Raw genomic sequence first — 23,335 nt, forward strand, 5'->3', positions numbered from 1 at the left:
CTTCTTTCGTTTTTATCCACTAATTGTGGCTAAAAATTACGTGTATCTATCACACAAGATGTAGCTCCATGTTAGTCATCATCTTGTAGAGATATTCTACATCTCTTCAAAAAAGGGAAAGGACAGATATACTCTGCCTCCCCTTTGCTGCTTATTCAGGTAGCTTAAAGTCAGTTACAGATTCACGTAATGATTCAGCCATATTTGCCAATTCAGAAACCGAACGAGCTGTATCAAACGTTGCTGTAGTCGTTTGTGACGTAATTTCTTGTACAACATTCATCGTCGTTGCAATGTGACTTGCTGATGCAGACTGAAGTTTTGCTGCATCAGAAATGCTCGCAATTAATTTAGCCAAGTCACCAGATACGGTTTGAATCTCATCAAGTGCAATACCCGCATCTTTTGCCAAGTTCGCACCACGAACAACTTCTGACGTCGTTTGTTCCATTGAAATAACGGCTTCGTTCGTATCTGTTTGAATGGTTTTTACTAAGCTTTCAATCTGTTTCGTTGCAGATGCAGAACGTTCTGCAAGACGTTGTACTTCGTCGGCTACGACTGCGAAACCACGACCTGCTTCACCAGCCATGGATGCTTGAATCGCTGCGTTTAATGCCAAAATGTTAGTTTGGTCGGCAATATCGTTAATTAAGGATACGATGTTACCAATTTCTTGAGAAGACTCACCCAAACGCTTAATACGCTTTGAAGTTTCTTGAATTTGTTCACGAATGTGATCCATACCTTCGATCGAGCGGTTTACAACTTCTGCTCCATTCGATGCAATTTGTACAGAACGTTGTGCTACTTCAGCAGACTCGGATGCATTCGAAGATACTTGGTCAATCGACAATGCCATTTCGTTCATCGCTGCTGATGCACCTGCAATTTCTTGCGCCTGATGTTCAGAAGCTTCTGCTAATTGGTTGGTAATATCTTGAGTATCTTGGGTATAACGAGCAACTTCTTGAGATGTTTCAGTAATTCGAGATACAAGGTCTCGTAATTGATCGATTGCGAAGTTAATCGAGTCGGCAATCGCACCAGTAAAATCTTCTGATACTGTTGCATATGAACGTAAATCACCATCTGCTAAGTCGGCAATTTCATCGAGTAAACGTAAAATTGCATTTTGGTTACGGTCATATTCATCTTGTAAACGAGTTACACGCTCTTTATCTGTATTACTACGTAAAGCAAGTAATTGTAGTGCAGAGAAAATCAATAGACCTAACGCACCAATTAATACAACACCCGCAATAACGTTACCCCAACCACCCTCTGCTTTGTTAGATAAATCGTTTAATGACGTTAATAAGGCATCAGATTGAGAAAAGATTTGCGAAGATGCTTGGCGTACGCGAACAATTTGGTTTGCGTTTTGTAATACTGTTGCTGCAGCTGATTTCAATACTGCATCATAATCAGATTTAATACTATCTAAAGACTCACGTAAATCAGGAGATGCAATACGATCTACGCCAAGTTCTGTACTACCATTTAATTGTGCATTTAAATAAACACCAAAGGTATCGATATCCGCTCCAAAGTCATTAGCTGAAACGTTTGAATTATCGGTACCGACTAAAACAGAGTTAATCGAACGTAAAATACGTTCAGCAATAAACACTTGGTTTTTCGTGATAATTACCTGACTACTTGGCATATTTTCACGAACCATCTGATCAACCATCAAGTTATATTCAGCCTGAATTTCAGGAATCGTTTCACTGATCGAGATATTTGTATCGTATAATTGATTGATGACTTTTTGTTGTGAAGCAATTAACTCAATATTCTTAGAAACACTCGTCCAAAGTGCATTTGCTTTTTTATACTCTTCTGAACCAGTACCATATACACTTTCAACCGTCTCTAAATTCTCAGCAAAACGCTTTTCAGATTCAACTAAGCTTTTCATTGCTTCAGGTGTACCAGATGCCGTTGCCTCGGTTGCCTGACGAGAAATCATCTGAGATAACAAGCGTAACTCACCCAAACTACGAGTTAACTGGTTATGACGAGGAACACTCACGAATAAATAAATTAAGAGGATAACTGCAAGAGCTAAAGCACCAATCGCACGGTATAGAATTGGTTTCGACTTTTCAGTTTCACCAAATAAGCGAGAAAACTGATCAATTTGCGTTCGAGCATTCTCTAAAAATGCACCACCATTCTTAAGACCAGTACTATCAGCACTACTACCATTTTTCTTTTTAAGTTTAAAGCCCATGTCAGCTTCTCCCCTGAATACGCGTTTATTTTCCGTAGCGTATCAAATTAGTTTATAAATTTTATTGATGCATTCATATATTGAGGATTTTGCAACAACCGACTCAGTAAAAACACATGCCATTGCTGATTATGTTGATGGAAGTATCCCTGACAATAATCTTTCAATTTATTATCTAGATCAGCACTTTGTGAAAAAAAACTCTTTTTATTGAAGTGCTGAATTCCAAGAACTTGGTCAACAACCAAGCCTACATAATGGTCTTGATGGCTAATGCATATTACTTTTTGTGTTGGTGAAAACTGACTCCGTTGTCCTGAAATAAAATGTGTTAAATCAGAAACTGAAAGCAATCGACCACGAATATTTGCCAAACCACGTACCCATGCCTGAGTATTAGGAACAGGGGTATATTTTGGAGGGTAAATCACCTCCGAAATTTCCCCTAATGGTGCAACAAAATATTGCCCTAACATCTCAAATGCGATACCAGACCAACGGCTGACTTCATTTTGAGTTGAAGCATATTGTTTGTTGCCTCGCTTGGATAAGCGAAGCAATTCGATAAATCCATTTGCTGCCATACCCTATCCCGTATTGAGTAATGAAAAGGCTCGTACGAATTAACTTAATAATTGTTTAATCACATCAATTAGCTGTTGCTCATCAATCGGCTTGGTCAAATAATCACAAGCACCTTGACGCTTACCCCAAACACGATCTGTTGCCTGATCTTTGGTACTTACGATCACAACAGGAATATGCTGCGTATCTTTACCTTTGCTAATTTGGCGTGTCGCTTGGAAACCATTCATTCCTGGCATTACCACATCCATTAATACAAGATCTGGTAGTTCTGCTTGCGCCATCGTGACACCGTCAGCGCCATTCGTTGCTTCTAAAACTTCATAACCGTGCTTAGTCAAAATTTCTCTAAAGCGAAATGTTTCAGTAGGTGAATCATCTACAATAAGTATACGAGCCATTTTTTCCTCAATTTAAATTTTATGCGCTAACGTGATTACGAATCGCATTTAATAGCTCATCTTTACTAAATGGCTTAGTTAAATATTCATCCGAACCCACAACGCGCCCTTTAGCCTGATCAAACAAACCGTCTTTGCTTGATAACATAATCACTGGGATATTTTGGTAATTTAAAGAATTTTTAATCAGTGCACAGGTTTGATAACCATCTAAACGAGGCATCATGATATCGACGAACACGATATCAGGATTTGCTTCTGCAATTTTTGATAATGCTTCAAAACCATCAACAGCGGTGATCACTTCACAACCTTCTCGTTGTAAAAGCGTTTCAGCTGTACGACGAATCGTTTTTGAATCGTCAATCACCATTACCTTCAAATTTTGAAATTTATCTTCCATTTAATTGTCCTGCCCCATTCACTCAATACAAATTATGGTTGGTTTAATTTGTTTTATACAGATCAGTTGATATTTTTAACATATCTTTACTTGCATTATCAATGAAGTTTTTTGAACCAACCTATCAGTTTTCAACAACAATAACAAATTGCTCACACTTTTCGTCAAATTCCTAAATTTTTTGTATACTAACTATTTTTAATTATCTAAATAGCTACTAATATACAACTGATTATTATTTAAAAATAAGTGATTTAGTTAACTTTTTCCGGGGAATGTAATGACTGGTTCGTTAAAGTGCGGTTTCGGCATTAGCCACTTTACAACGATTGCTCGTAATTACATTTGCGCGTTTTTTTTATTGATTTTTTGCAGTTCAAGTTTTGCAGCTACAGAGCAGCCTAGAGCTGTATGGTATCGTTATTATGATAAAAATGGTGTAGCTAATGTGAGTACATCAGTTACACCTGAACATATTCGTTATGGTTATGAAGCACTTGATCGCAATATGCAAGTAATCAAGCGCAACCGTGCTTATAATGCAACAGTAGATGTACAACAATCTTCTCGTCGCGAATCTATGGCACGTCAGCGCGAACAAGATATGAGATTAAAACGTGCTTATGGAAATACAAAAATAGCGGCAACCAAAAGAGATCAAATTTTGGCTAATTTGAAAAAGCAACTTAATTATCAACAAGAACAATTACAACAGCTACAACAAGACAAAATTGGATTTAAGCGACAAGAGATGGAATATCATCGTAAGGGAGAAACGCTCCCCGCTCAACTCAAAAACAATTTAGACAATAATGCCAAGAATATTGAAAATGTAAAAAGAACAGTGGAAAGTTTACGCAATGCATATCATAAAACTGAAACAGATTATGCTGATATTATTAACCGTTTAAAAAATCTTGAACAAGAAGCACAATAGACTTAAATTTTTTTTTGCATGATCTCTCAAAAATATTAAATCTAAATTTTCATAGTTTTAATTCATTCAGTTTGCTTTAGATTACACGAAATTCAATGATTCATGTCATAATGCCGACTGCTTAAAACTGAGTAGATGATTTTGCTCGTTTAAGTATTTCTAAATAACACTTAACTTTAGGACAGTTTCCATGCGCGCAAGCCGCTTTTTATTTGCAACGTTAAGAGAAACCCCAAATGATGCTGAAGTCATTTCACACCAGCTCATGTTACGTGCGGGGATGATTCGTAAATTAGCTTCTGGTTTATACTCTTGGTTGCCCATGGGAACACGTGTTTTAAAGAAAGTAGATGCGATTGTTCGGGAAGAAATGAACCGTTCAGGCGCATTAGAAGTGTTTATGCCCGTCACTCAACCTGCTGCGCTTTGGGAAGAATCTGGTCGTTTTGAACAATACGGTCCAGAATTACTTCGTTTCAAAGATCGTCATGATAATCCATTCGTGCTTGGTCCTACTCATGAAGAAGTCATTACAGATTTGGCGCGTAATGAGCTGAAAAGTTATAAGCAATTACCAGTAAATTTCTATCAAATCCAGACTAAATTCCGTGATGAAATTCGTCCACGTTTCGGTGTAATGCGATCTCGTGAATTTATTATGAAAGATGCTTATTCTTTCCATGCAACTCAAACATCGCTACAAGAAACCTATGATGTCATGTATGACACCTATAGCCGTATTTTTACACGCCTTGGGCTAGATTTTCGTCCAGTACAGGCAGACACAGGTTCTATTGGTGGTTCTGCTTCACACGAGTTTCATGTACTTGCTGCAAGTGGCGAAGATGATATCGCATTTTCAACTGAATCTGATTATGCTGCTAACGTTGAAATGGCAGAAGCTTTGTTAGTCGGTGAGCGTCCTGCGCCAGCTCAAACAATGACCTTAGTCGATACACCAAATCAGAAAACAATTGCCGATGTTTGCCAATTTTTAAACAGTGATGCAAAACAATCTGTAAAAGCTTTACTTGTACAAGGTCAAACAGATGAAAATGGCAATACACCAGTTGTTGCTCTATTCTTACGTGGTGATCACGAATTAAATGATATTAAAGCTGAAAAGCATCCTTTAATTGCTGCACCTTTGGCATTTGCAACTGAAGCACAATTAGAACAACATGGTTTAACAGCAGGTTTCTGCGGTCCACAAGGTTTAGTTGAAAAAGGCTTAACCGTGATTGTGGATCGTGCTGCATCCGTATTATCTGACTTTGTTGCGGGTGCAAATGAAGTCGATAAACATGCGACAGGTGTGAACTGGGAGCGTGATGCAAAATTCACCGAAGTTTATGATTTACGTAATGTTGTTGAAGGCGACCCTTCTCCAGATGGTAAAGGTACACTTCAAATCAAACGTGGTATTGAAGTCGGTCATATCTTTCAACTCGGTACAAAATACTCAGAAGCTTTAGGGTGTAAAGTACTCGGTGAAGATGGCAAACCATTCACTGTTACAATGGGATGTTATGGAATTGGTGTAACACGTGTGGTTGCAGCAGCAATTGAACAAAATTTTGATGACAAAGGAATTATTTGGCCTCAAGCGATTGCTCCATTCGACATTGCGATTGTGCCAATGAATGCGCATAAATCACCTCGCACCCTTGAAGCAGCTGAAGCACTTTATACTGAATTACAGGCTCAAGGCTATGATGTATTGCTTGATGATCGTAATGAACGCCCTGGTGTGAAATTCTCTGATCTTGAATTAATGGGTATTCCTCACCGTATTGTTATTGGTGAGAAAGGTCTTGATGCAGGCACTTTTGAGTACAAAGGTCGTCGCGATCTTGAAGCAAGCAATTTAGGTAAAGAAGAACTCTTAGCTAAACTTATAGGCTAATCTTCATCCTAGCAATAAAAAAGCCGTTTAATAAACGGCTTTTTTATTGAAAACTTAAACTGTCAGATCTTTGATTGTTTCTGAAGAGCCGTTATTTTTAACAGATTCTATCCCTTTATCACGAGATTGCTCAGTTGCATAAAGCTGACTTGTACCAATCACCTGATGATTAGCCGCCTTTAAATTAAAATAAGCTTTATCATTTTTTGAAGTTAGTTTTTCATAGCGTGCTTCATCTGAACTATTTTTTTGAACGGATGCAATACCATTTAAAGCGGATGCTTTAGTTTTGTAAAGTTCACTATTCAAAATAGCTTCACCATTCCCAGCCTTAAGTATAAAACGATATTGACCATCACTTGCTTGATTTACCTCAAACCATCCTGCCATAAATACCTCTTTTATTTGAGTTGTTTTGATTGTTATAGCCATATTTATAGATTATTTTTTATACCAATAGAAAATGATTTATTGTTCACTTTTGGTAAGTTTTTGAATAGCAAAGGGGCACTGACATGCCCCCTTAAATTAGTTGAATTAAATCTTTTTTACAAACTCAGATTTCAATTTCATTGCACCGATCCCATCGATTTTACAATCAATATTATGTCCATCATTCGCATCGACTAATAAACGAATACTTTTCACTTTCGTCCCGACTTTAACTACAGATGATGAACCTTTGATTTTTAAATCCTTTATGACAGTGACGCTATCACCATCAACTAAAATATTACCGTTGGCATCTTTAATAATCTCTTGTTGTTCTGAAGCAGATGCCTCCCCTTCTTTCCATTCATGTGAACATTCAGGGCAAATCAATAAGTCGCCATCTTGGTAAGTATATTCTGATTGGCATTTTGGGCAGTGTGGAAAAGACATAAAAACATCTCAAAAGCACTATTATGATCGATAGACGCATTTTTTCAAAATTTAAGCTTGAATCGCTTGTCCAATTAAATAATTTTTAAGTACTAGGGCATGATTAAGCTTAGGATCTTTAGCTGCGTAAATGAGCGTTACTTGCTGCTGCTGTGCCATGTCTCTAAGCTGATTTACATAAGGGTTTTCTTTAAGCTCTTTATAATACCCTTCCTGAAAACTCAGCCAATGTTCAACCTTATGACAAAATGCTTTTCTCAATTCGGCTGAGGGGGCAATATCTTTAAGCCATAAATCTAAATGTGCTTGCTGTTTCGATATTCCCCTTGGCCATAACCGATCTACTAATATACGCTGTCCATCAGTCGCTTCTACAGGATCATAAATACGTTTAATCTCAATTTTCACATCAGCCTACCCCACATCTCACAAATTTTTCAGCTTTCCATTGAAATATTAACAACCTGCCCTTTTGAATCAAAACTAACGCAGATAACGTAATTTGTGATCTCATCTGGTAAGGTGAAATCTAAAATTTCATAACTTTCCAGATCACCCTCATCCCAACGTGAATCTAATACTAGCAACTCTAAAATTTGTAATAAATTAGGTTTTGATGTGTCAAAATATTTTTCCCAATATTCAGGTTCAACTTCTTCAAGATGATGTTGAATAAATAACTCCACACTATCTTCTGCTTGTTGATTTTCTAAAGCTTCGCGCATGGCAACACGAGCTAATTGTTCTCTGTGTTCAAGAATTTCTTCAGACATAATATTCCCCAATATGATTAAATATTAAAAATTTAGCTAGTTTGAATTAAGCTAAAGAGTTGTTATTCATTTGGAATTTCAGCTTGAATCAGCAACCCCAATAAATACAGAGATTCCTGCCAACCTAAATAACACGCTTCAACAGGAATAACATCAGGTATTCCCTCTTGAGTAATATGCACTTCGGTTCCTACTGAAACCGATTTTAATTTTATTGTGACCTGAATTTCACCTAGTAAATTAGGATCATCGAACTTATCGGTATAGCGTAATAATTCATTCGGGATAAGCTCAATGTACGTCCCTCCAAATGAATGAATTTGTCCAGTTGAAAAGTTAGTAAATGACATTTTGTATGTTCCACCCTCTTGCGGGTCTAAGTGATGAATTTTGGCGGTAAATCCATGAGGTGGCATCCACTTTACTAAGGCATCTGGATCGAGAAATGCTTTAAAAACACGAGCTGACGGTGCATTAAACACACGATGTAGTTGTACTGTTCCACTCATTATTATTCTCCGACTAAGTTATTTTTAATTCGTGCCTCTATCATAGCGATTTAGTCATGAAATACTATTCCTTCAATCGCTCAATTGAACCCGAATATCTAGAATCTAAAGCTGCTTTTTTGTAAAAAATGGCGCAAAATAGCACTCCATATTTAGTGATAAGAACGCAGCTTTAGGATTAATCTATGAGTCAGCTTGCTTTTACTGCTTTTAGCTTAAATGGTGTAGATGCGCAAAAATTTCTACAGGGTCAAGTGACTGTTCATGTAGAACGTCTCCCTGAAAATGAAAATCGCTATACCGCTATTTGTGACTTAAAAGGACGTATTCATTTTGGGCTATGGATTAAAAGATTAAATCCAGAAAGTTTTGAACTTGTAACCACCCAAGATCAAGCCGAAGAATTTTCCAAACACATTAAAAAGTTTGGTGCTTTTTCAAAAATGACATTAGAAGAAATAGGATCTGTTTTTCCTTCATTAAATGGCATTCAGACTGAGTTTTCTCCTGTAGAGACAGACATCGATGCTTGGCAAATTCAAGCGATTCAGTCAGGTCAAGCATGGATTAGTCAAAGTACAGAACACCTTTTTCAACCACAAGAACTACGTTTGCATCAACGTGATGGTGTACATTTTGATAAAGGTTGTTATTTAGGTCAGGAAATTGTGGCACGTCTATGGTTTAAAGCCAAACCAAAACATTGGTTACATTTAATCCAAGCCAAAGATACTGTTCCTTCTCCTGCTAGCCAGCTAAGTAAAGATGTTGAGGTTGTGAATAGTGCTGCATTTGAAGATGGCTATATCGCACTTGTAATTGCAAAACCAGCTGCTTTAGAAGAACTTGGTGTAAAGGTTTTGGATTTACCAGAAGTATTAAATGGTGATGTAGCACGACCACAATAATCATTTTAAACAAAAGCCCTTTTACTAGGGCTTTTTAAGTATAAATAAGATCCTTTAATTAAAATTAAGCATATACTCTTATTTAAAACAAATACTTTTTTATTTTATTCAATTTATCGGAATTATCTGTGCTTAAATCTATATTAATTTTTATGATTACGATGGCTACCGCTTTATTTAATATGCAATCTAGTTTTGCTAACACAGAAAAAATTAATCAAAGAATCCAAAATCTCCCTAATGAATTAAAACCAGAATTTATAGATAAAACACCTATTCCAGATCTTTATACGCTTTCAAACATCAGAGGCTCTATATGGATAGATGCTTCTGGTCGATATTTAATTTCTGGAGATATTATTGATCTTGAAAATATGCAGAACATAGCGGACTTCAACTATCAAAAGCATTATGCAATTAACCCCAAACAACTACCCACTGCAAATGCATTAAAAGAGATCAAAGGAAATGGTGAAAGAGTTTTATATGTTTTTGCCGATCCAGATTGTCCTGCTTGTCAGGCCTTACAAGGTATTCTTGAAGAAGTGGATAACATAACGATCTATACATTCCCTATGGGTTTAACACATCTACACCCCTCAGCGATTGAAACATCTAAGAATATTTGGTGCTCAACAGATCCGGTTAAAGCATGGAAAACCTATTTATTAGATGGCGCTAAACCCAATCAAAGAAATAACTCATGTGATCAGCCTATAGATCAAAATATGATAATGACTAAAAAATATCGGATTAATCTAACACCAACGATATTTAATTCTAAAGGTCATAGAATTGTAGGAGTACCTCAACTCGAAAGTTTAGAAGATTTTATTAACAATACTGATCATTAATTTGGTGCTTAATTGAATACTCTCTTTATTTGCAGTCGCAATCAATGGCGTAGTCCAACAGCAGAACGTATTTTCGCAAACGGGTATGGTCTACATACCCGTTCAGCAGGAACCAGTCGTAATGCTAAACATACGATTTCAATCAAAGATATTCTATGGGCTGAACAAATTTTTGTTATGGAATCTCGACACAAACAACAGATCACAGAACAATTTTCCAAACAATTGCTACATAAAAAACTGTTCGTGCTCGATATACCAGATGAATACCACTATATGGATCCCGAGCTGATTGAATTACTGCAATTGGCAATACGACCATATTTAAAATAAATTCTGATTTCACTTCTTGTCGAAAATATAAATGAGCGCTATTGTTCGACTATTCTCAACAATATCTCTCTCAAATGAAAATAACCATCAAAACTTGGCTATCAGCCTTATCACTGAGTCTATTAAGCTTACAAATAGTACATGCTGATAGCAAAACCTTAGAACAAAACTTTAAACAAAATTATCCAGATATTCCCGTTACTTCAGTCACCCCATCTCCATTAAATGGAATTTATGAAGTCTATGTGTCTGGCAAGATTATCTATACAGATGAAAATGCTAAATATCTTTTCTTTGGCAATTTACTCGATGTAAAAAATCAGAAAAACCTAACAGAAGATCGTATTTCTGAACTGAGTAAAATTGATGTAAAACAACTACCTCTCAAGCAAGCCATTAAACACATTAAAGGTAAAGGCGAACGTACTTTATATGTCTTTACCGATCCCGATTGCCCATATTGTCAAAAACTTGAACAATACATGACCTCTATCGACAATGTAACGGTCTACATTTTTTTATTCCCACTTAAGAAACTGCATCCACAAGCTGAAACTGCAGCAAATAAAATTTGGTGTGCAAAAAACCAATATGAGGCTTGGGAAGATTACATGCTACATCGTAAGTTAGCTCAAAATTCAGGTACATGTGAAACACCTGTACAGAAAAATATTGCTTTAGGACAAAATCTAGAAATTAGTGGGACACCTACAATCTTCCTTGAAAATGGCACTAGAGTCGCAGGCTTACCACAAAATGCTCAACAAATTGAACAACTTCTATTAGAAGCACAAACTAAAAAATAGTATCTAATTAAGTGGTGGCTTTTCAGTTGATTAACAAGCCACCACTTACAACATAAGATTCTGATTTATATTAATAATATAAAAATTAAAATAAATTAATTAAGCAAGATTTATACAAAATCTATATTTACATTTCACACCAAACTTTTATGATGAAGGCATTAAAAACTGCCATGTAATGGATTAAAGCAGATATCTGTGAAAGGAATAAATAAAATGAAAAAGTTGCTGATTGCCAGCTTAATTCTTGCTACAAGTCATTCAACATTTGCGGCTGATAGTAAAGTAACTGCAAAACCAGATGCATTTGCTCAAGCAACTAAACTATACGAAGCAAAAAACTACCCTGCTGCGTTTCAAGAAATGCAACGTCTCGCCGATACAGGGAATGCCCAAGCAATTTATAACCTAGGTTATATGACTCAAGTTGGTCAAGGCACAGTAAAGGATGAAAAGAAAGCCGTACAACATTATCAAGATGCATCAAATAAAGGCTTTGCTCAAGCCAGTTATACGTTAGCGCAGGCTTATCACAATGGTGATTTGGGCATCACTAAAAATAATCAAAAATATAAAGAGTATTTAGATAAAGCCTCGAATCAAGGCTCTGATGAAGCAATAGTAGAAACAGCAAAAATATTATTTGAGCAAGGCAAACCTGAATATGATCAGATTGCTGTTCAGAAACTATTACCATTGCTACGAAAGGATTATTATCCAGCGAAACATTTAAAAGCGATCTATGATCTGAGTGTTGGTGTAAAAAATAAAAATCCGATCATGAGAATTCAAGCAATTGATACTATTAAGGAATTAGCTAAAAAAGGTTATGCACCATCTTTAATGGTTCTCGGTAATATGCTAGCAAATGGAGGTATTGTTGACCAAGATTTAGAGCAAGCAAAAAATATTTTTGCTCGCTTAGCAGCAGCTAACTATCCAAATGCGAAGGAATCATTGGCTAAAGTTGAAGAAGCAATTGCTGCAAAAAAAGCAGCTTCAGTAAAAACAAAGAACTAAAATCAATTCAGCAGCACTGCAATTCTATAGAGTGCTGCTTTTTATTTAAAATTGTTTGCTTAACTTAATCCCAGCACTCCAATTTCGTCCATCCGCAGGTTCAAAGAAACGATTATTTCCTTCATTCACAATCACTGAACCGACATATTGTTTATTAAATAAATTATCTATACGGGCAAATCCATTTAAACTCCAATCCGTATAGTGAAATGTATATCCTGTATAAGCCGATGCAATTGTATAACTCTCTGCTGCATCACCATTCATATCATTCACATAAACTTTATCCATGAATTGGGTATCAAGCCCTGCATAAAACCCCTGTTCTGGTTTCCAAGAAAAACCAATAAAAGCTTGGTTTTTTGCAATACCAGGAATGACATTACCTTCAGGAATTTGAGCAACTTTTCCAATCGCGGGTACTGTAGAGTCAAAAGTTGCATCTAAATAGGCATAACTTGCATTAACAACCAAATCTTTCCAAAACTTTTTATTCCATGCAAATTCAACGCCCTTACGTAAAGTCTTTTCGGCATTACGAAAGGTTGCTCGCCCACCTATATTTTCTGCAGCGACGATATCGTCTTTGGTCTGAATATAGAATGTTGCCAAATTAAAATCACCAAATACATTTGATGATTTTAAGCCTAGCTCATAATTATCACTTTTAGAGGGTTTTAAATCTAAGCTACTTGCTCCACCTTGTGCAGGATAAGCCATCTCCGTAAATGTCGGGGTCTCAAAACCTTTGGCATAACTTGCGTAGATTAAGGCTTGAGGGATAATCTGCCAGCTCAGAGCGATTGAAGGTAGAACCTCTTGGTAAGTCGTTTTTCCACTGTTATCACCATTCAATCCAACAATATAATGGTCGTTGGATTGGTAATGCACATTACTATAACGAACACCAGTATCAAGCCGCATCGCAGGTAAAAAGTACCAAGCAGCTTGTAAATATGGATCTATATTCCACAAAGCGTTTCTTTCATCTCGACGTAAAGCACCTTTAATACCTTTTTCACCAGTGTCATTAAAGTTCAGATATCCTTGTCGACTCTCATTCATCCCATCAATTGCAAGCCCTGCACTGAATTGGGTACGTGGCAACAAATCTTTTCCTGTCCAACGAAAGTCGGCACCATAATAGTCACGTTTAAAATCAATGACTCCGCCCGCTTGATAAGGCGTATTAGGATTAGTCTGAGTTATTTGCGGAATAGATTGATACTGAGTTACATGACGTTGTCCTATATAACTCATTACGTAAATTTCATTTTGATCATTTATGGGCTTTGACCATGTGACCCCAGTTTGGGTTTGGTCAATTTTTTTCCGAGCATTGTAATCCAAAACATTTTTAGCCACTTGTTTAGGATTACTTTCCTTTTCTACACGAGTTAACCCACCTGGATCATCAGCATCAATGTTCACATAGTTTGTGATCCAATTAATTTTGCTACCATCATCTAAATTCCATGTGAGTTTTGCATTGTTTAAGACTTTTTCTGCACCGCTATGATCGCGATAACCATCTGTATCAAAATAGGATGAGCTAATCATATAGCTTGGTTCATTTTGATTTTTTGAACCGCCTTGTAAAACTAAACCAGCATGATTTTTGTGATGACTACCGCCCGCATAACTCATCTCTATCGAATCTTTGCCCTGTCCTTCCTTTGTTGTTGCTAGAATCGCACCTCCTGAAGAATTTCCATATAACGAAGAAAATGGACCTGTTAATACTTCAAGATGACTTAAACTACTTAAATCAATATTTGAGGTTTGCCCTTGTCCATCTGGCATCGTGGCAGGAATACCATCGGTATATAAACGAATTCCACGAACTCCAAATGTGGAACGCGCACCAAAACCACGCATAGAAAGTTGTAAATCTTGTGCATAATTTTCTCGATTGCGCAGTTGAACGCTAGGTATCCCCTTCACAACCTCAGTTAAATTAACTTCTAAGCTCTGATCATTTTTAGGCATATCCACCCTAAAAATTGATGCTGGTGTTTCCATATAAGCTGTGTCAGTACGAGTTGCTTCGACCTTGATTGTCGGAAGTTGTATAGGTTTATTGACTTCTGATTCAACAGCCCAAGCAAAAGAACCATTTAAACCCATGCTTATTGCAACACAACCGTATAAAAAATTTGTTTTTACTAAAGGCATGAAAATTCCTTGTTTCACAGAATTTAAGGGCAAGCTTTTTAAAGTAAGTATTTCATTATTTTATAATTAGATTACATCTTTAACCTTAGCTAAAAAAACCAAAAATCAATTTTAATGATGATTAGCTAATCAAATTAAATATCTTCATAATTGTAAGTTAAACATTTGCCCTCATTGTATTGTTGTTGAAACAACTTGAGCTCACTATGCCCGAACTTCCTGAAGTTGAAACCACAAAAACCAGTTTACTGCCGCTTTTAGAGCAACGTGTACAAGCTGTAAGAGTACACAATCCTAGTTTGCGCTGGCCTATTCCTGATGATCTTGAAAAATTAATTGGTCAACGTTTAATTCAACTCAAACGTCGTTCCAAATATATTCTGGCCGAATTTGAACAAGATCAAATGCTTTGGCACTTAGGTATGTCAGGAAGCTTTCGCCTATGTCAATCCAGTGATGAATTAAAAAAACATGACCATCTTGTGATCGAATTTGAAAATCAGCAACTCCGCTACCATGACCCACGGCGCTTTGGGTGTATCCTGTGGTTAGATGAAACCAATCAAAGTAAATTGATTGATACGCTAGGCCCAGAACCATTAACTCAAGATTTTAATCCAACATATTTGTATGAAAAATTAGCTAAAAAAAATGTCGGCATCAAAATTGCTTTAATGGATAACCATGTAGTGGTTGGTGTTGGCAATATTTATGCAACTGAAAGTTTATTCAACATTGGAGTTCATCCTGCACAACCTGCTTCGACACTGAGCAAAGCACAAGTGGAAAAGTTAGTCACCGAAGTAAAACGCATCTTAAAACAAGCAATTGATTTAGGTGGATCAACTTTGCGTGACTATAGTAATGCCATGGGTGAAAATGGCTATTTTCAGCAGACACTTTTAGCTTATGGTCGCGCAGGTGAGATGTGTGTTAATTGTGAAACTACATTAGAAAACTTAAAGTTAGGTCAACGTGCTAGTGTATTTTGTCCACAATGCCAACCTTTGAATCTAAGCAAAGTATAGATCATTTAAGATGCAATCAAGGAGAACAACCTTATGCAAACCGCAATTGTTCGACATATTCTCGTCAAAGATAAAGACTTAGCCGAACAGCTAAAAAAACGAATTCAGTCTGGTGCTGATTTTAGCAAAATCGCCAAACAATACTCCACTTGCAACTCAGCTAAACGTGGGGGCGAACTCGGTGAAGTGAAAAAGGGGCAATTGGTCCCTGTTATTGATAAATTAGTTTTTACAGCAGCAGAACGAATCTTACACGGCCCGATCAAAAGCCAATTTGGTTTTCACTTAATTGAAGTGAAATTTCGCATGGATGGCTTAAGATAATGGTTTGAGCTTAATTATTTTAAGCTCTCTCCTCTTCTCAGTTATTTTAATTCCTGCGGTTTCATCACATAAGTCCATGCATCTATTTTTTCACCAGATTCCAAGACAACCTCAGCAACAACTCGCTCATATTGGAATCCTTCAAACTCATCTAACATTTGCCAGTTTTGTTCTAATTTTTCCGTGCTGAATAAATATCCCATGATTAATGGATCTTGTTCAGCTAAAACTAAGGCAGGTAAACCTTTGTCTGGTCCCCAATCTAATATATGCACAGTTCCATGAACAGATCCCTTATTCCATTCTCCATCAATCGCTGCAAGGATATGCGCATTTTCTCGATTTGGGCATAATGTGCCATATACAAATAATCGATTCATATTGGTTAATCCCTCTTTGAGTTTGTACAGCATCTTAAAATGAAAGCATTAAATTTTCTATGTAAAACGATGCATTATTCACTAAATATGATTCAGATACCCCATAAAAAACGGCATTTTAAAATGCCGTTTTTTATGAAAATAATGAGTACTTATTTTTTCAAAGAATCTCTAATTTCACGTAATAATTGAATATCTTCAGGCGTTGCTGCTGGTTCAGCTGGCGCTGCTTCTTCTTGTTTACGCATACGGTTCATTACTTTCACCATAAGAAACACAACCCATGCCAAAATAATGAAATTAATAAAGATCGTTAAGAAATTACCATAGGTCAAAACATTGACACCTGCTTTCGTCAATTGATCTAAAGACTGTAAATTATTTGGATTGTCTCCGAGCACAATAAACTTCTGCGTAAAATCAACACCCCCACCAGTAATAACTGAAATAAGTGGCATGATGATATCTTTCACCAATGAATCAATAATTTTACCGAATGCACCACCAATGATGACACCAATGGCAAGATCCATCATATTGCCTTTGATGGCAAATTCTTTAAATTCTTGAATAATACTCATTTATAACTCTCCAGAGTTGAACTTAATCGCAACCCATTTTTGCATTGTTTATTACACAGGTGCGGCTATCCACATAATGTTGATAATTTAATATTTTTATCAAAAAAAGAAAGCTATTTCACACTTTAACAACACTTTTTATTTTAATAAAAATATGTGTTTAAGCATGTCCCGACCCTGAAATTTATGCAATAAAAAACCGCTAAATAAATTTAGCGGTTTTGTCATTTTTCAGTGAAGAAAAATTATTTATCACGGTTACGCTTACGTTCGTTTTCAGTTAAGTAACGTTTACGAATACGGATCGATTTTGGTGTTACTTCAACTAACTCATCATCTTCAATGAATTCAAGTGCTTGTTCAAGCGTGTATTCAATTGCAGGCGTCAAAGTTAAAGCATCATCAGTACCAGACGCACGAACGTTGGTTAATTGTTTTGCTTTAGTTGGGTTAACAACCATATCGTCCGAACGAGAGTTAATACCCACGATCATACCTTCATAAACTTCTAACTGAGGTTTAGCGAATAAACGACCACGGTCTTGTAAACTAAATAATGCATAGCCCAAGCAAGTACCTTGAACCATAGAAATCAATACACCGTTTTGACGCTTCGCAACAGTACCTTGCTTAACAGGACCGTAATGAGAGAAGCTTGATGTCATGATCCCTGTACCAGAAGTCATGGTTAAGAACTCAGAACGGAAACCGATTAAACCACGTGAAGGTACAGTTGCTTCAATACGGATACGACCTTTTCCGTCAACTTCCATATTGGTCATTTCGCCTTTACGGTGACCCATTTGTTCCATTACTGAACCTTGATGTTGTTCTTCAACATCAAACGTTACGTTTTCGTATGGCTCTTGTCTTTCGCCATCGACTTCTTTCATGATCACTTGTGGACGTGATACGCCCATTTCAAAGCCTTCACGACGCATATTTTCAATCAATACTGAAAGGTGAAGTTCACCACGACCAGAAACTTTAAAACGGTCTGGACTGTCAGTATCTTCAACGCGTAATGCTACGTTGTGAATCAATTCACGATCAAGACGTTCACGAATATTACGTGAAGTTACAAATTTACCTTCTTTACCAGCAAACGGTGAGTTGTTTACTTGGAATGTCATCGAAACCGTAGGTTCATCTACAGACAATGGTGGCAAAGCTTCTACATTTTTTTGATCACAAATTGTGTCAGAAATATTGAGTGCATCAATACCAGTGATACAAACGATATCACCTGCTGATGCTTCTTCAACATCAATACGCTCTAAACCGTGGTAACCCATGATTTTTAAGATACGACCGTTACGTGTATTGCCTTCTTTATCAATCACAGTCACAGGAGTATTCGTTTTTACACCACCACGCTGAATACGACCAACACCGATAACACCAACGAAGCTGTTATAGTCAAGTGAAGAAATCTGCATTTGGAATGGACCATCAACATCAACTGCTGGTGGTTCAACGATATCAACGATAGTTTGGAACAATGGTGTCATATCTTCCGCTAATTCTTCAGGAGAAGGACCAGCTACACCACGTAAACCAGAAGCGTAAACGATTGGGAAATCTAACTGTTCATCAGTTGCACCCAAGTTATCAAACAAGTCAAATACTTGATCGATTACCCAGTCACAACGTGCACTTGGCTTATCAACTTTGTTGATAATTACGATTGGCTTCAAACCACGCGCGAATGCTTTTTGCGTTACGAAGCGAGTTTGTGGCATTGGACCTTCTTGAGAGTCAACAAGAAGCAATACGCAGTCAACCATCGACATTACACGTTCAACTTCACCGCCGAAGTCCGCGTGTCCTGGGGTGTCTACGATATTGATACGGTAAGTTGTGTCAGTACGTTGATCTAACCACGTAATTGACGTATTTTTTGCAAGAATAGTAATACCACGTTCACTTTCAAGCGCATTCGAGTCCATGACACGCTCAATCTCGCCTGCACGGTCACCCAAAGCACCAGATTGTTGAAGTAATTTATCGACAAGCGTGGTTTTACCGTGGTCGACGTGCGCAATAATTGCGATATTGCGGAGATTCTTAATATCAGACATAGAATTCGATACGCTTAAAATTTGAGGGCAGATTATATAGAAAAATCCTAAACTTTAGTAGTGACAGTTTGTTGACATGAAACTTTTTTTCGGACGAACTGTTTCAGAATCGTTGGTAAAGTAGGCTAACTCTATTAGAATATTCCACTATTGCTTATCGCTTTTCTTATACTCCCATGTCAAATTCTCAACCCCAACAGCCACTTGATCTCGTCTACGGACTCAATGATCGTCCAAAACCGTTCATCGCATTTTTAGCGGCTTTACAACATCTTTTAGCAATTTTAGTCCCAATTGTTACTCCAGGATTATTAATTTGCTTAGCACTTGGTGTATCTCGTGAAGACACCAATATGATCCTTTCAATGTCTCTGATCATCTCAGGAATTGCAACCTTTTTACAGTGTAAAAAGGTTGGTCCTTTCGGTGCAGGACTATTGATTGTTCAAGGTACAAGTTTTAACTTTATTGGCCCAATTATTGGTATTGGTAGCGCCATGGTTGCTGCAGGTACGCCTGTTGAGCAAGTGATGGCTGCTATTTTCGGTGTGGTAATTGCAGGCTCATTTATTGAAATGGGCGTGTCTCGGATTTTACCTTGGGTAAAACAATTAATTACCCCTTTAGTTACAGGTATCGTTGTTCTTTTAATTGGTTTAACACTGATTAAAGAAGGTCTGATTAGCATGGGAGGCGGTTATATGGCTATGCAAGATCATACTTTTGCCAATACAGACAATCTGATCATGTCCTGTACAGTACTGGCGGTCATTATTTTATTGAATCGTGTTCAAATTATTTGGGTAAAAAGTTCAGCAATTTTAATCGCATTGGTGATTGGTTACATTCTTGCAGGCTTTATGGGTCATTTAAACTTTTCCGTATTGCAAGACGCCCCATTAATTCAGATTCCTACGCCGATGCATTTTGGTCTAAGCTTCTCTTGGAGCTTGTTCATTCCAATGGCATTCATCTATCTCGTTACTTCACTTGAAGCCATTGGCGATGTGACAGCGACCAGCAAAATCTCTAACCAACCTGTAGACGGCCCCATTTGGATGCAACGCATTAAAGGTGGTGTACTTGTGAATGGTGCTAACTCATTTTTAGCAGGTATCTTCAACACCTTCCCAAGTTCAGTATTTGCACAAAACAATGGCGTGATTCAACTCACTGGTGTGGCAAGTCGTTATGTCGGGATCTGGATTGCAATCTTATTGATCATTTTAGGTCTCTTCCCTGCTGTAGCGGCTGTAATTCAAGCTGTTCCCCAAGCAGTGCTAGGTGGTGCGGTAATGGTGATGTTTGGTGCGGTGGCTGCATCTGGAATTAATATTCTTTCAAGTATCCATCTTGACCGCCGCGCTTTACTGATTATTGCGATTTCACTTGCATTAGGTTTAGGTGTAGCACAAGTTCCACAAATCCTTGAACATCTTCCTGAATTATTCAAAAACATTTTCAGCTCAGGTGTTGCAACGGGTGGTATTGCCGCGTTGATTTTAAATATTGTTTTACCTGAAACTCAAAAATAGTCTTTTAACCATCGTAATTGCCCAGTTTCACCACTGGGCTTTGTTTTTGATGAGAGATCAAAATGGATCCACGTAGTGAAGTCGTTATACGACAACAAGATTATTTAAATGGGCAAGTTTTACTGATTAATGCGCCCAACGATCAATTCGCCAAAAATTTACCTAGCCAAGTACAAGCGTCTGTCTGGACTTGGAATTATGCTGATCATCAAGGTTTTCAAAGCAGTGGTATAAATTCACATTTCTCAGTTGAGTTTCCACAAGCAACGTTTGATCAGGTTGTTATTTTCGTTCCCAAGTCGAAAGAATTACTAAATTATATTCTGCACGTTGTCGTTAGCCATTTAAAACTTGATCACAATATTTTTCTGGTTGGTGAAAAAAAAGGGGGCGTTGAGCGGGCAGCAAAACAATTATTGCAATATGGCAAAACACTAAAACTTGACAGTGCACGTCACTGCCAACTTTGGCAAATGAAGATCGAAAGAACAGAGCAGTTAAAACCACTTGAACACTGGTTAAAAACTTATACAGTTCAAATAGATCAAGAACAGTTAAATATCTGTGCCTTGCCTGGTGTATTTAGTCAAGATCATTTAGATATTGGAACAGCCGTATTACTCCCTTACCTGAGCCAAGTAAAATCAGGTAAGATTGCCGACTTTGGTTGCGGTGCTGGAATTATTAGTGCTTATTTAGCCAAAATAAATGCAAACCAGCACATTTTTGCACTTGATGTGGATGCATTTGCATTACGGTCTACTGAGTTCACTTTTCAAAAAAATGATCTGAACTTAGCACAGCTACATCTACAGCCTGTCACAGGTTTTGTTGATGCACCTAAAGATCTAGATGCCATCGTAAGTAATCCACCTTTTCATCAAGGCATTCATACCAATTACGATGCAAGTGAAGAACTCTGCCAATTGGCGAAAAAGCATCTGAAAAGTTCAGGTGAACTATGGATCGTGGCTAATCGTTTTCTAAATTATCCACCTCTGATTGAGCAGAGCTTTGGTCAATGTCTTGTGAAGGCAGATCAAGAGGGATTCAAAGTGTTATATGCCTGTGCGAAATAAACAGTTTAAGGAATTTTTATGAGCGATACATCTGCTCCTCAACACCTTCAGCGTCAGCTCGGAGCACGCCATCTAAATATGATCGCCATTGGTGGATCAATTGGTACAGGTTTATTCCTTGCTTCAGGTTCAACGATTGCAACAGCAGGTCCTGGTGGTGCGTTATTGGCCTATGCCCTTATCGGAATCATGATTTATTTCTTGATGACGAGTCTCGGTGAATTAGCAACACACAATCCAACTTCAGGTGCATTCTTCACCTATGGCAGTCGTTATGTCGAAGATGGTTTTGGTTTCGCCTTAGGCTGGAACTATTGGTATAACTGGGCAATCACTGTTGCTTTTGAATTGGTCGCAGTTCAGTTCATCATGAAATTCTGGTTTCCAGATATTCCTGGGTTTTACTGGAGTGCAATCTTCCTTGCCATTATTTTTGCAATTAATGCATTGACGGTAAAAGGCTTTGGTGAAAGTGAATTCTTATTTTCTTTGATTAAAGTGATTGCAATTATTGTGTTTATCATCATCGGTATCTGGATGATTGCTAAAATTATGATGACACCGAATGTATCAACCTTTCAACACTGGCATTATAAAGATGCACCGTTTGTTGGTGGCTTACAAGCCCTGATCGGTGTTGCCATGATCGCTGGATTCTCCTTCCAAGGAACTGAAATGGTTGGCGTTGCCGCAGGTGAATCTAAAGATCCAAAGAAAACGATTCCTTTAGCGATTAAACAAATCTTCTGGCGTATTTTACTGTTTTATATTTTGTGTATTTTTATCATTGGTACATTGGTGAGCTACGATGACCCACTTCTATTAAAAGCGGCACAAAGTGAAGATATTGCTCTCTCACCATTTACCTTACTGTATGAAAAAGCAGGCTTTGCCTTTGCTGCAAGTTTGATGAATGCCGTTATTCTCAGTGCGATTTTATCTGCAGGTAACTCTGGGATGTACTCATCTACGCGTATGCTATTCGATATGGCAAAAGAAGGACGAGCGCCTAAATGGTTCTCAAAACTTGATAGTCGTGGCGTACCCATGAATGCACTTTATGCAACAACAGCAGTTGCTGCATTATGTTTCTTGACCACCTTTATCGGCGAAAAACAAGTGTTTAACTGGTTGTTAAATATGTCTGGGATGTGTGGTTTTATCGTCTGGTTGGGTATTGCCATTTCACATTATCGTTTCCGTAAAGGCTATATTGCTCAGGGGCATAAACTTGAAGATCTTGCTTATCGTGCCAAGTTTTTCCCATTTGCACCTTGGTTTGCCTTTGTTCTCTGCTCTATCATTATTTTAGGACAAAACTATCAAGCTGTGCTGGGTGGTAAAGTTGATTGGTTAGGCTTAGTTTCAACCTATATCAGTATTCCATTATTTTTGGCGATTTGGTTGGGTTATAAATGGAAGTACAAAACCAAATTGATTGCATATAAAGATATGAACGTGAAAGAAGGCGAATAAAAAGCCAAAAATTCACTTGACCCTTAAGTAAATATGAGTAAAATCAGCAGCTCATATTTTCAGCTGCACTATTATATAGGAGGACGACATCATGCCAGCAATACAAGGAACAACAACTTA

Annotated in this window: 25 protein-coding genes; 12 read left to right on the top strand and 13 right to left on the bottom strand. The window is 37.4% G+C overall.

Annotated features, from left to right (window positions below; all coding sequences use genetic code 11):
• Positions 1 to 151 precede the first annotated feature (151 nt).
• The 4 genes from IEV17_RS10885 to pilG are packed head-to-tail and all read right to left on the bottom strand — an operon-like array spanning position 152 to position 3,628.
• Positions 152 to 2,239: a methyl-accepting chemotaxis protein gene (locus IEV17_RS10885; RefSeq protein ID WP_004664655.1), complete on the bottom strand. Its 2,088-nt coding sequence runs from the start codon at positions 2,237 to 2,239 to the stop codon at positions 152 to 154.
• Positions 2,240 to 2,286: 47 nt separating this feature from the next.
• The gene (locus tag IEV17_RS10890; protein ID WP_004664657.1) at positions 2,287 to 2,823 is read right to left on the bottom strand and encodes a chemotaxis protein CheW; all 537 of its coding nucleotides are present in this window, start codon (positions 2,821 to 2,823) and stop codon (positions 2,287 to 2,289) included.
• 39 nt (positions 2,824 to 2,862) lie between these two features.
• Entirely contained in the window at positions 2,863 to 3,225 is a 363-nt protein-coding gene (locus IEV17_RS10895; protein WP_004664659.1) for a response regulator, read from the bottom strand.
• A 19-nt stretch (positions 3,226 to 3,244) separates the two neighbouring features.
• Positions 3,245 to 3,628 (bottom strand): twitching motility response regulator PilG, encoded by a 384-nt coding sequence (pilG, locus tag IEV17_RS10900; protein WP_004652356.1) that lies wholly within the window; start codon positions 3,626 to 3,628, stop codon positions 3,245 to 3,247.
• 280 nt (positions 3,629 to 3,908) lie between these two features.
• Here pilG and IEV17_RS10905 point away from each other — a divergent pair, with 280 nt between their 5' ends.
• Positions 3,909 to 4,565, top strand: coding sequence for a hypothetical protein (locus IEV17_RS10905; RefSeq protein WP_004664660.1), 657 nt, complete (start codon positions 3,909 to 3,911; stop codon positions 4,563 to 4,565).
• 190 nt (positions 4,566 to 4,755) lie between these two features.
• Positions 4,756 to 6,471, top strand: coding sequence for a proline--tRNA ligase (locus IEV17_RS10910; protein WP_004664662.1), 1,716 nt, complete (start codon positions 4,756 to 4,758; stop codon positions 6,469 to 6,471).
• 54 nt (positions 6,472 to 6,525) lie between these two features.
• Here the strand turns inward: IEV17_RS10910 and IEV17_RS10915 are convergent, their stop codons facing one another.
• The 5 genes from IEV17_RS10915 to IEV17_RS10935 all read right to left on the bottom strand — a co-directional run bounded on the left by IEV17_RS10915 (position 6,526) and on the right by IEV17_RS10935 (position 8,641).
• A complete protein-coding gene (locus tag IEV17_RS10915) occupies positions 6,526 to 6,861 on the bottom strand; it encodes a YegP family protein (protein ID WP_004664664.1) in 336 nt (111 codons plus the stop codon).
• A 147-nt stretch (positions 6,862 to 7,008) separates the two neighbouring features.
• Positions 7,009 to 7,353, bottom strand: a complete 345-nt coding sequence (locus IEV17_RS10920) for a zinc ribbon domain-containing protein YjdM (RefSeq protein WP_004664666.1) — start codon at positions 7,351 to 7,353, stop codon at positions 7,009 to 7,011.
• Between the two features lie 51 nt (positions 7,354 to 7,404).
• Entirely contained in the window at positions 7,405 to 7,761 is a 357-nt protein-coding gene (locus IEV17_RS10925; protein WP_004664668.1) for a DUF488 domain-containing protein, read from the bottom strand.
• Between the two features lie 29 nt (positions 7,762 to 7,790).
• Positions 7,791 to 8,126, bottom strand: coding sequence for a DUF2004 domain-containing protein (locus IEV17_RS10930; RefSeq protein ID WP_004664670.1), 336 nt, complete (start codon positions 8,124 to 8,126; stop codon positions 7,791 to 7,793).
• A gap of 62 nt (positions 8,127 to 8,188) precedes the next feature.
• Entirely contained in the window at positions 8,189 to 8,641 is a 453-nt protein-coding gene (locus IEV17_RS10935; RefSeq protein WP_413772440.1) for an SRPBCC family protein, read from the bottom strand.
• 179 nt (positions 8,642 to 8,820) lie between these two features.
• Here IEV17_RS10935 and ygfZ point away from each other — a divergent pair, with 179 nt between their 5' ends.
• The 5 genes from ygfZ (at position 8,821) to IEV17_RS10960 (ending at position 12,556) form a co-directional block, all read left to right on the top strand.
• The gene (gene ygfZ, locus IEV17_RS10940; RefSeq protein WP_004664674.1) at positions 8,821 to 9,543 is read left to right on the top strand and encodes a CAF17-like 4Fe-4S cluster assembly/insertion protein YgfZ; all 723 of its coding nucleotides are present in this window, start codon (positions 8,821 to 8,823) and stop codon (positions 9,541 to 9,543) included.
• A 161-nt stretch (positions 9,544 to 9,704) separates the two neighbouring features.
• Entirely contained in the window at positions 9,705 to 10,397 is a 693-nt protein-coding gene (locus IEV17_RS10945; protein WP_227554469.1) for a DsbC family protein, read from the top strand.
• Positions 10,398 to 10,409: 12 nt separating this feature from the next.
• Positions 10,410 to 10,730, top strand: a complete 321-nt coding sequence (locus IEV17_RS10950; RefSeq protein WP_004664677.1) for a low molecular weight protein tyrosine phosphatase family protein — start codon at positions 10,410 to 10,412, stop codon at positions 10,728 to 10,730.
• 74 nt (positions 10,731 to 10,804) lie between these two features.
• Positions 10,805 to 11,536 carry a DsbC family protein gene (locus IEV17_RS10955; protein WP_034602050.1) on the top strand — a complete coding sequence of 244 codons (732 nt, stop codon included), beginning with the start codon at positions 10,805 to 10,807 and terminating at the stop codon, positions 11,534 to 11,536.
• Positions 11,537 to 11,752: 216 nt separating this feature from the next.
• Positions 11,753 to 12,556 (top strand): tetratricopeptide repeat protein, encoded by an 804-nt coding sequence (locus IEV17_RS10960; RefSeq protein WP_004664680.1) that lies wholly within the window; start codon positions 11,753 to 11,755, stop codon positions 12,554 to 12,556.
• A 45-nt stretch (positions 12,557 to 12,601) separates the two neighbouring features.
• Here IEV17_RS10960 and IEV17_RS10965 read toward each other — a convergent pair whose 3' ends face one another.
• Positions 12,602 to 14,731 carry a TonB-dependent receptor domain-containing protein gene (locus tag IEV17_RS10965; protein WP_004664681.1) on the bottom strand — a complete coding sequence of 710 codons (2,130 nt, stop codon included), beginning with the start codon at positions 14,729 to 14,731 and terminating at the stop codon, positions 12,602 to 12,604.
• Positions 14,732 to 14,937: 206 nt separating this feature from the next.
• Between IEV17_RS10965 and mutM the strand changes: the two genes are divergently transcribed.
• Together mutM and IEV17_RS10975 are read left to right on the top strand one after the other, a co-directional pair.
• The gene (gene mutM, locus IEV17_RS10970) at positions 14,938 to 15,759 is read left to right on the top strand and encodes a bifunctional DNA-formamidopyrimidine glycosylase/DNA-(apurinic or apyrimidinic site) lyase (RefSeq protein ID WP_004664682.1); all 822 of its coding nucleotides are present in this window, start codon (positions 14,938 to 14,940) and stop codon (positions 15,757 to 15,759) included.
• Positions 15,760 to 15,792: 33 nt separating this feature from the next.
• Positions 15,793 to 16,083, top strand: coding sequence for a peptidylprolyl isomerase (locus IEV17_RS10975; protein WP_004664683.1), 291 nt, complete (start codon positions 15,793 to 15,795; stop codon positions 16,081 to 16,083).
• Between the two features lie 41 nt (positions 16,084 to 16,124).
• Here the strand turns inward: IEV17_RS10975 and IEV17_RS10980 are convergent, their stop codons facing one another.
• From IEV17_RS10980 to typA, 3 genes are all read right to left on the bottom strand, one after another.
• Entirely contained in the window at positions 16,125 to 16,463 is a 339-nt protein-coding gene (locus IEV17_RS10980) for a gamma-glutamylcyclotransferase family protein (RefSeq protein WP_004664685.1), read from the bottom strand.
• Positions 16,464 to 16,615: 152 nt separating this feature from the next.
• Positions 16,616 to 17,044, bottom strand: a complete 429-nt coding sequence (gene mscL, locus IEV17_RS10985; RefSeq protein WP_004664687.1) for a large conductance mechanosensitive channel protein MscL — start codon at positions 17,042 to 17,044, stop codon at positions 16,616 to 16,618.
• Positions 17,045 to 17,289: 245 nt separating this feature from the next.
• On the bottom strand, positions 17,290 to 19,125 hold the full coding sequence (typA, locus tag IEV17_RS10990; protein ID WP_004664688.1) for a translational GTPase TypA: 1,836 nt from the start codon (positions 19,123 to 19,125) through the stop codon (positions 17,290 to 17,292).
• Between the two features lie 176 nt (positions 19,126 to 19,301).
• Between typA and IEV17_RS10995 the strand changes: the two genes are divergently transcribed.
• The 3 genes from IEV17_RS10995 (at position 19,302) to IEV17_RS11005 (ending at position 23,215) form a co-directional block, all read left to right on the top strand.
• A complete protein-coding gene (locus IEV17_RS10995; RefSeq protein WP_004664690.1) occupies positions 19,302 to 20,660 on the top strand; it encodes a uracil-xanthine permease family protein in 1,359 nt (452 codons plus the stop codon).
• 62 nt (positions 20,661 to 20,722) lie between these two features.
• Positions 20,723 to 21,739, top strand: coding sequence for a methyltransferase (locus IEV17_RS11000; protein WP_004664691.1), 1,017 nt, complete (start codon positions 20,723 to 20,725; stop codon positions 21,737 to 21,739).
• Between the two features lie 18 nt (positions 21,740 to 21,757).
• Positions 21,758 to 23,215, top strand: coding sequence for an amino acid permease (locus tag IEV17_RS11005; RefSeq protein WP_004664692.1), 1,458 nt, complete (start codon positions 21,758 to 21,760; stop codon positions 23,213 to 23,215).
• The last annotated feature ends 120 nt before the right edge of the window (positions 23,216 to 23,335 follow it).

It is taken from the genome of Acinetobacter modestus, from assembly GCF_014636095.1.
Classification (GTDB): domain Bacteria; phylum Pseudomonadota; class Gammaproteobacteria; order Pseudomonadales; family Moraxellaceae; genus Acinetobacter; species Acinetobacter modestus.

What these genes read in the sequence shown, in the direction of transcription:
- IEV17_RS10885 (WP_004664655.1), bottom strand. Translation starts at nt 2,239, where the DNA reads ATGGGCTTTAAACTTAAAAAGAAAAATGGTAGTAGTGCTGATAGTACT.
- IEV17_RS10890 (WP_004664657.1), bottom strand. Translation starts at nt 2,823, where the DNA reads ATGGCAGCAAATGGATTTATCGAATTGCTTCGCTTATCCAAGCGAGGC.
- IEV17_RS10895 (WP_004664659.1), bottom strand. Translation starts at nt 3,225, where the DNA reads ATGGCTCGTATACTTATTGTAGATGATTCACCTACTGAAACATTTCGC.
- pilG (WP_004652356.1), bottom strand. Translation starts at nt 3,628, where the DNA reads ATGGAAGATAAATTTCAAAATTTGAAGGTAATGGTGATTGACGATTCA.
- IEV17_RS10905 (WP_004664660.1), top strand. Translation starts at nt 3,909, where the DNA reads ATGACTGGTTCGTTAAAGTGCGGTTTCGGCATTAGCCACTTTACAACG.
- IEV17_RS10910 (WP_004664662.1), top strand. Translation starts at nt 4,756, where the DNA reads ATGCGCGCAAGCCGCTTTTTATTTGCAACGTTAAGAGAAACCCCAAAT.
- IEV17_RS10915 (WP_004664664.1), bottom strand. Translation starts at nt 6,861, where the DNA reads ATGGCAGGATGGTTTGAGGTAAATCAAGCAAGTGATGGTCAATATCGT.
- IEV17_RS10920 (WP_004664666.1), bottom strand. Translation starts at nt 7,353, where the DNA reads ATGTCTTTTCCACACTGCCCAAAATGCCAATCAGAATATACTTACCAA.
- IEV17_RS10930 (WP_004664670.1), bottom strand. Translation starts at nt 8,126, where the DNA reads ATGTCTGAAGAAATTCTTGAACACAGAGAACAATTAGCTCGTGTTGCC.
- ygfZ (WP_004664674.1), top strand. Translation starts at nt 8,821, where the DNA reads ATGAGTCAGCTTGCTTTTACTGCTTTTAGCTTAAATGGTGTAGATGCG.
- IEV17_RS10945 (WP_227554469.1), top strand. Translation starts at nt 9,705, where the DNA reads ATGGCTACCGCTTTATTTAATATGCAATCTAGTTTTGCTAACACAGAA.
- IEV17_RS10955 (WP_034602050.1), top strand. Translation starts at nt 10,805, where the DNA reads ATGAAAATAACCATCAAAACTTGGCTATCAGCCTTATCACTGAGTCTA.
- IEV17_RS10960 (WP_004664680.1), top strand. Translation starts at nt 11,753, where the DNA reads ATGAAAAAGTTGCTGATTGCCAGCTTAATTCTTGCTACAAGTCATTCA.
- IEV17_RS10965 (WP_004664681.1), bottom strand. Translation starts at nt 14,731, where the DNA reads ATGCCTTTAGTAAAAACAAATTTTTTATACGGTTGTGTTGCAATAAGC.
- mutM (WP_004664682.1), top strand. Translation starts at nt 14,938, where the DNA reads ATGCCCGAACTTCCTGAAGTTGAAACCACAAAAACCAGTTTACTGCCG.
- IEV17_RS10975 (WP_004664683.1), top strand. Translation starts at nt 15,793, where the DNA reads ATGCAAACCGCAATTGTTCGACATATTCTCGTCAAAGATAAAGACTTA.
- IEV17_RS10980 (WP_004664685.1), bottom strand. Translation starts at nt 16,463, where the DNA reads ATGAATCGATTATTTGTATATGGCACATTATGCCCAAATCGAGAAAAT.
- mscL (WP_004664687.1), bottom strand. Translation starts at nt 17,044, where the DNA reads ATGAGTATTATTCAAGAATTTAAAGAATTTGCCATCAAAGGCAATATG.
- typA (WP_004664688.1), bottom strand. Translation starts at nt 19,125, where the DNA reads ATGTCTGATATTAAGAATCTCCGCAATATCGCAATTATTGCGCACGTC.
- IEV17_RS10995 (WP_004664690.1), top strand. Translation starts at nt 19,302, where the DNA reads ATGTCAAATTCTCAACCCCAACAGCCACTTGATCTCGTCTACGGACTC.
- IEV17_RS11000 (WP_004664691.1), top strand. Translation starts at nt 20,723, where the DNA reads ATGGATCCACGTAGTGAAGTCGTTATACGACAACAAGATTATTTAAAT.
- IEV17_RS11005 (WP_004664692.1), top strand. Translation starts at nt 21,758, where the DNA reads ATGAGCGATACATCTGCTCCTCAACACCTTCAGCGTCAGCTCGGAGCA.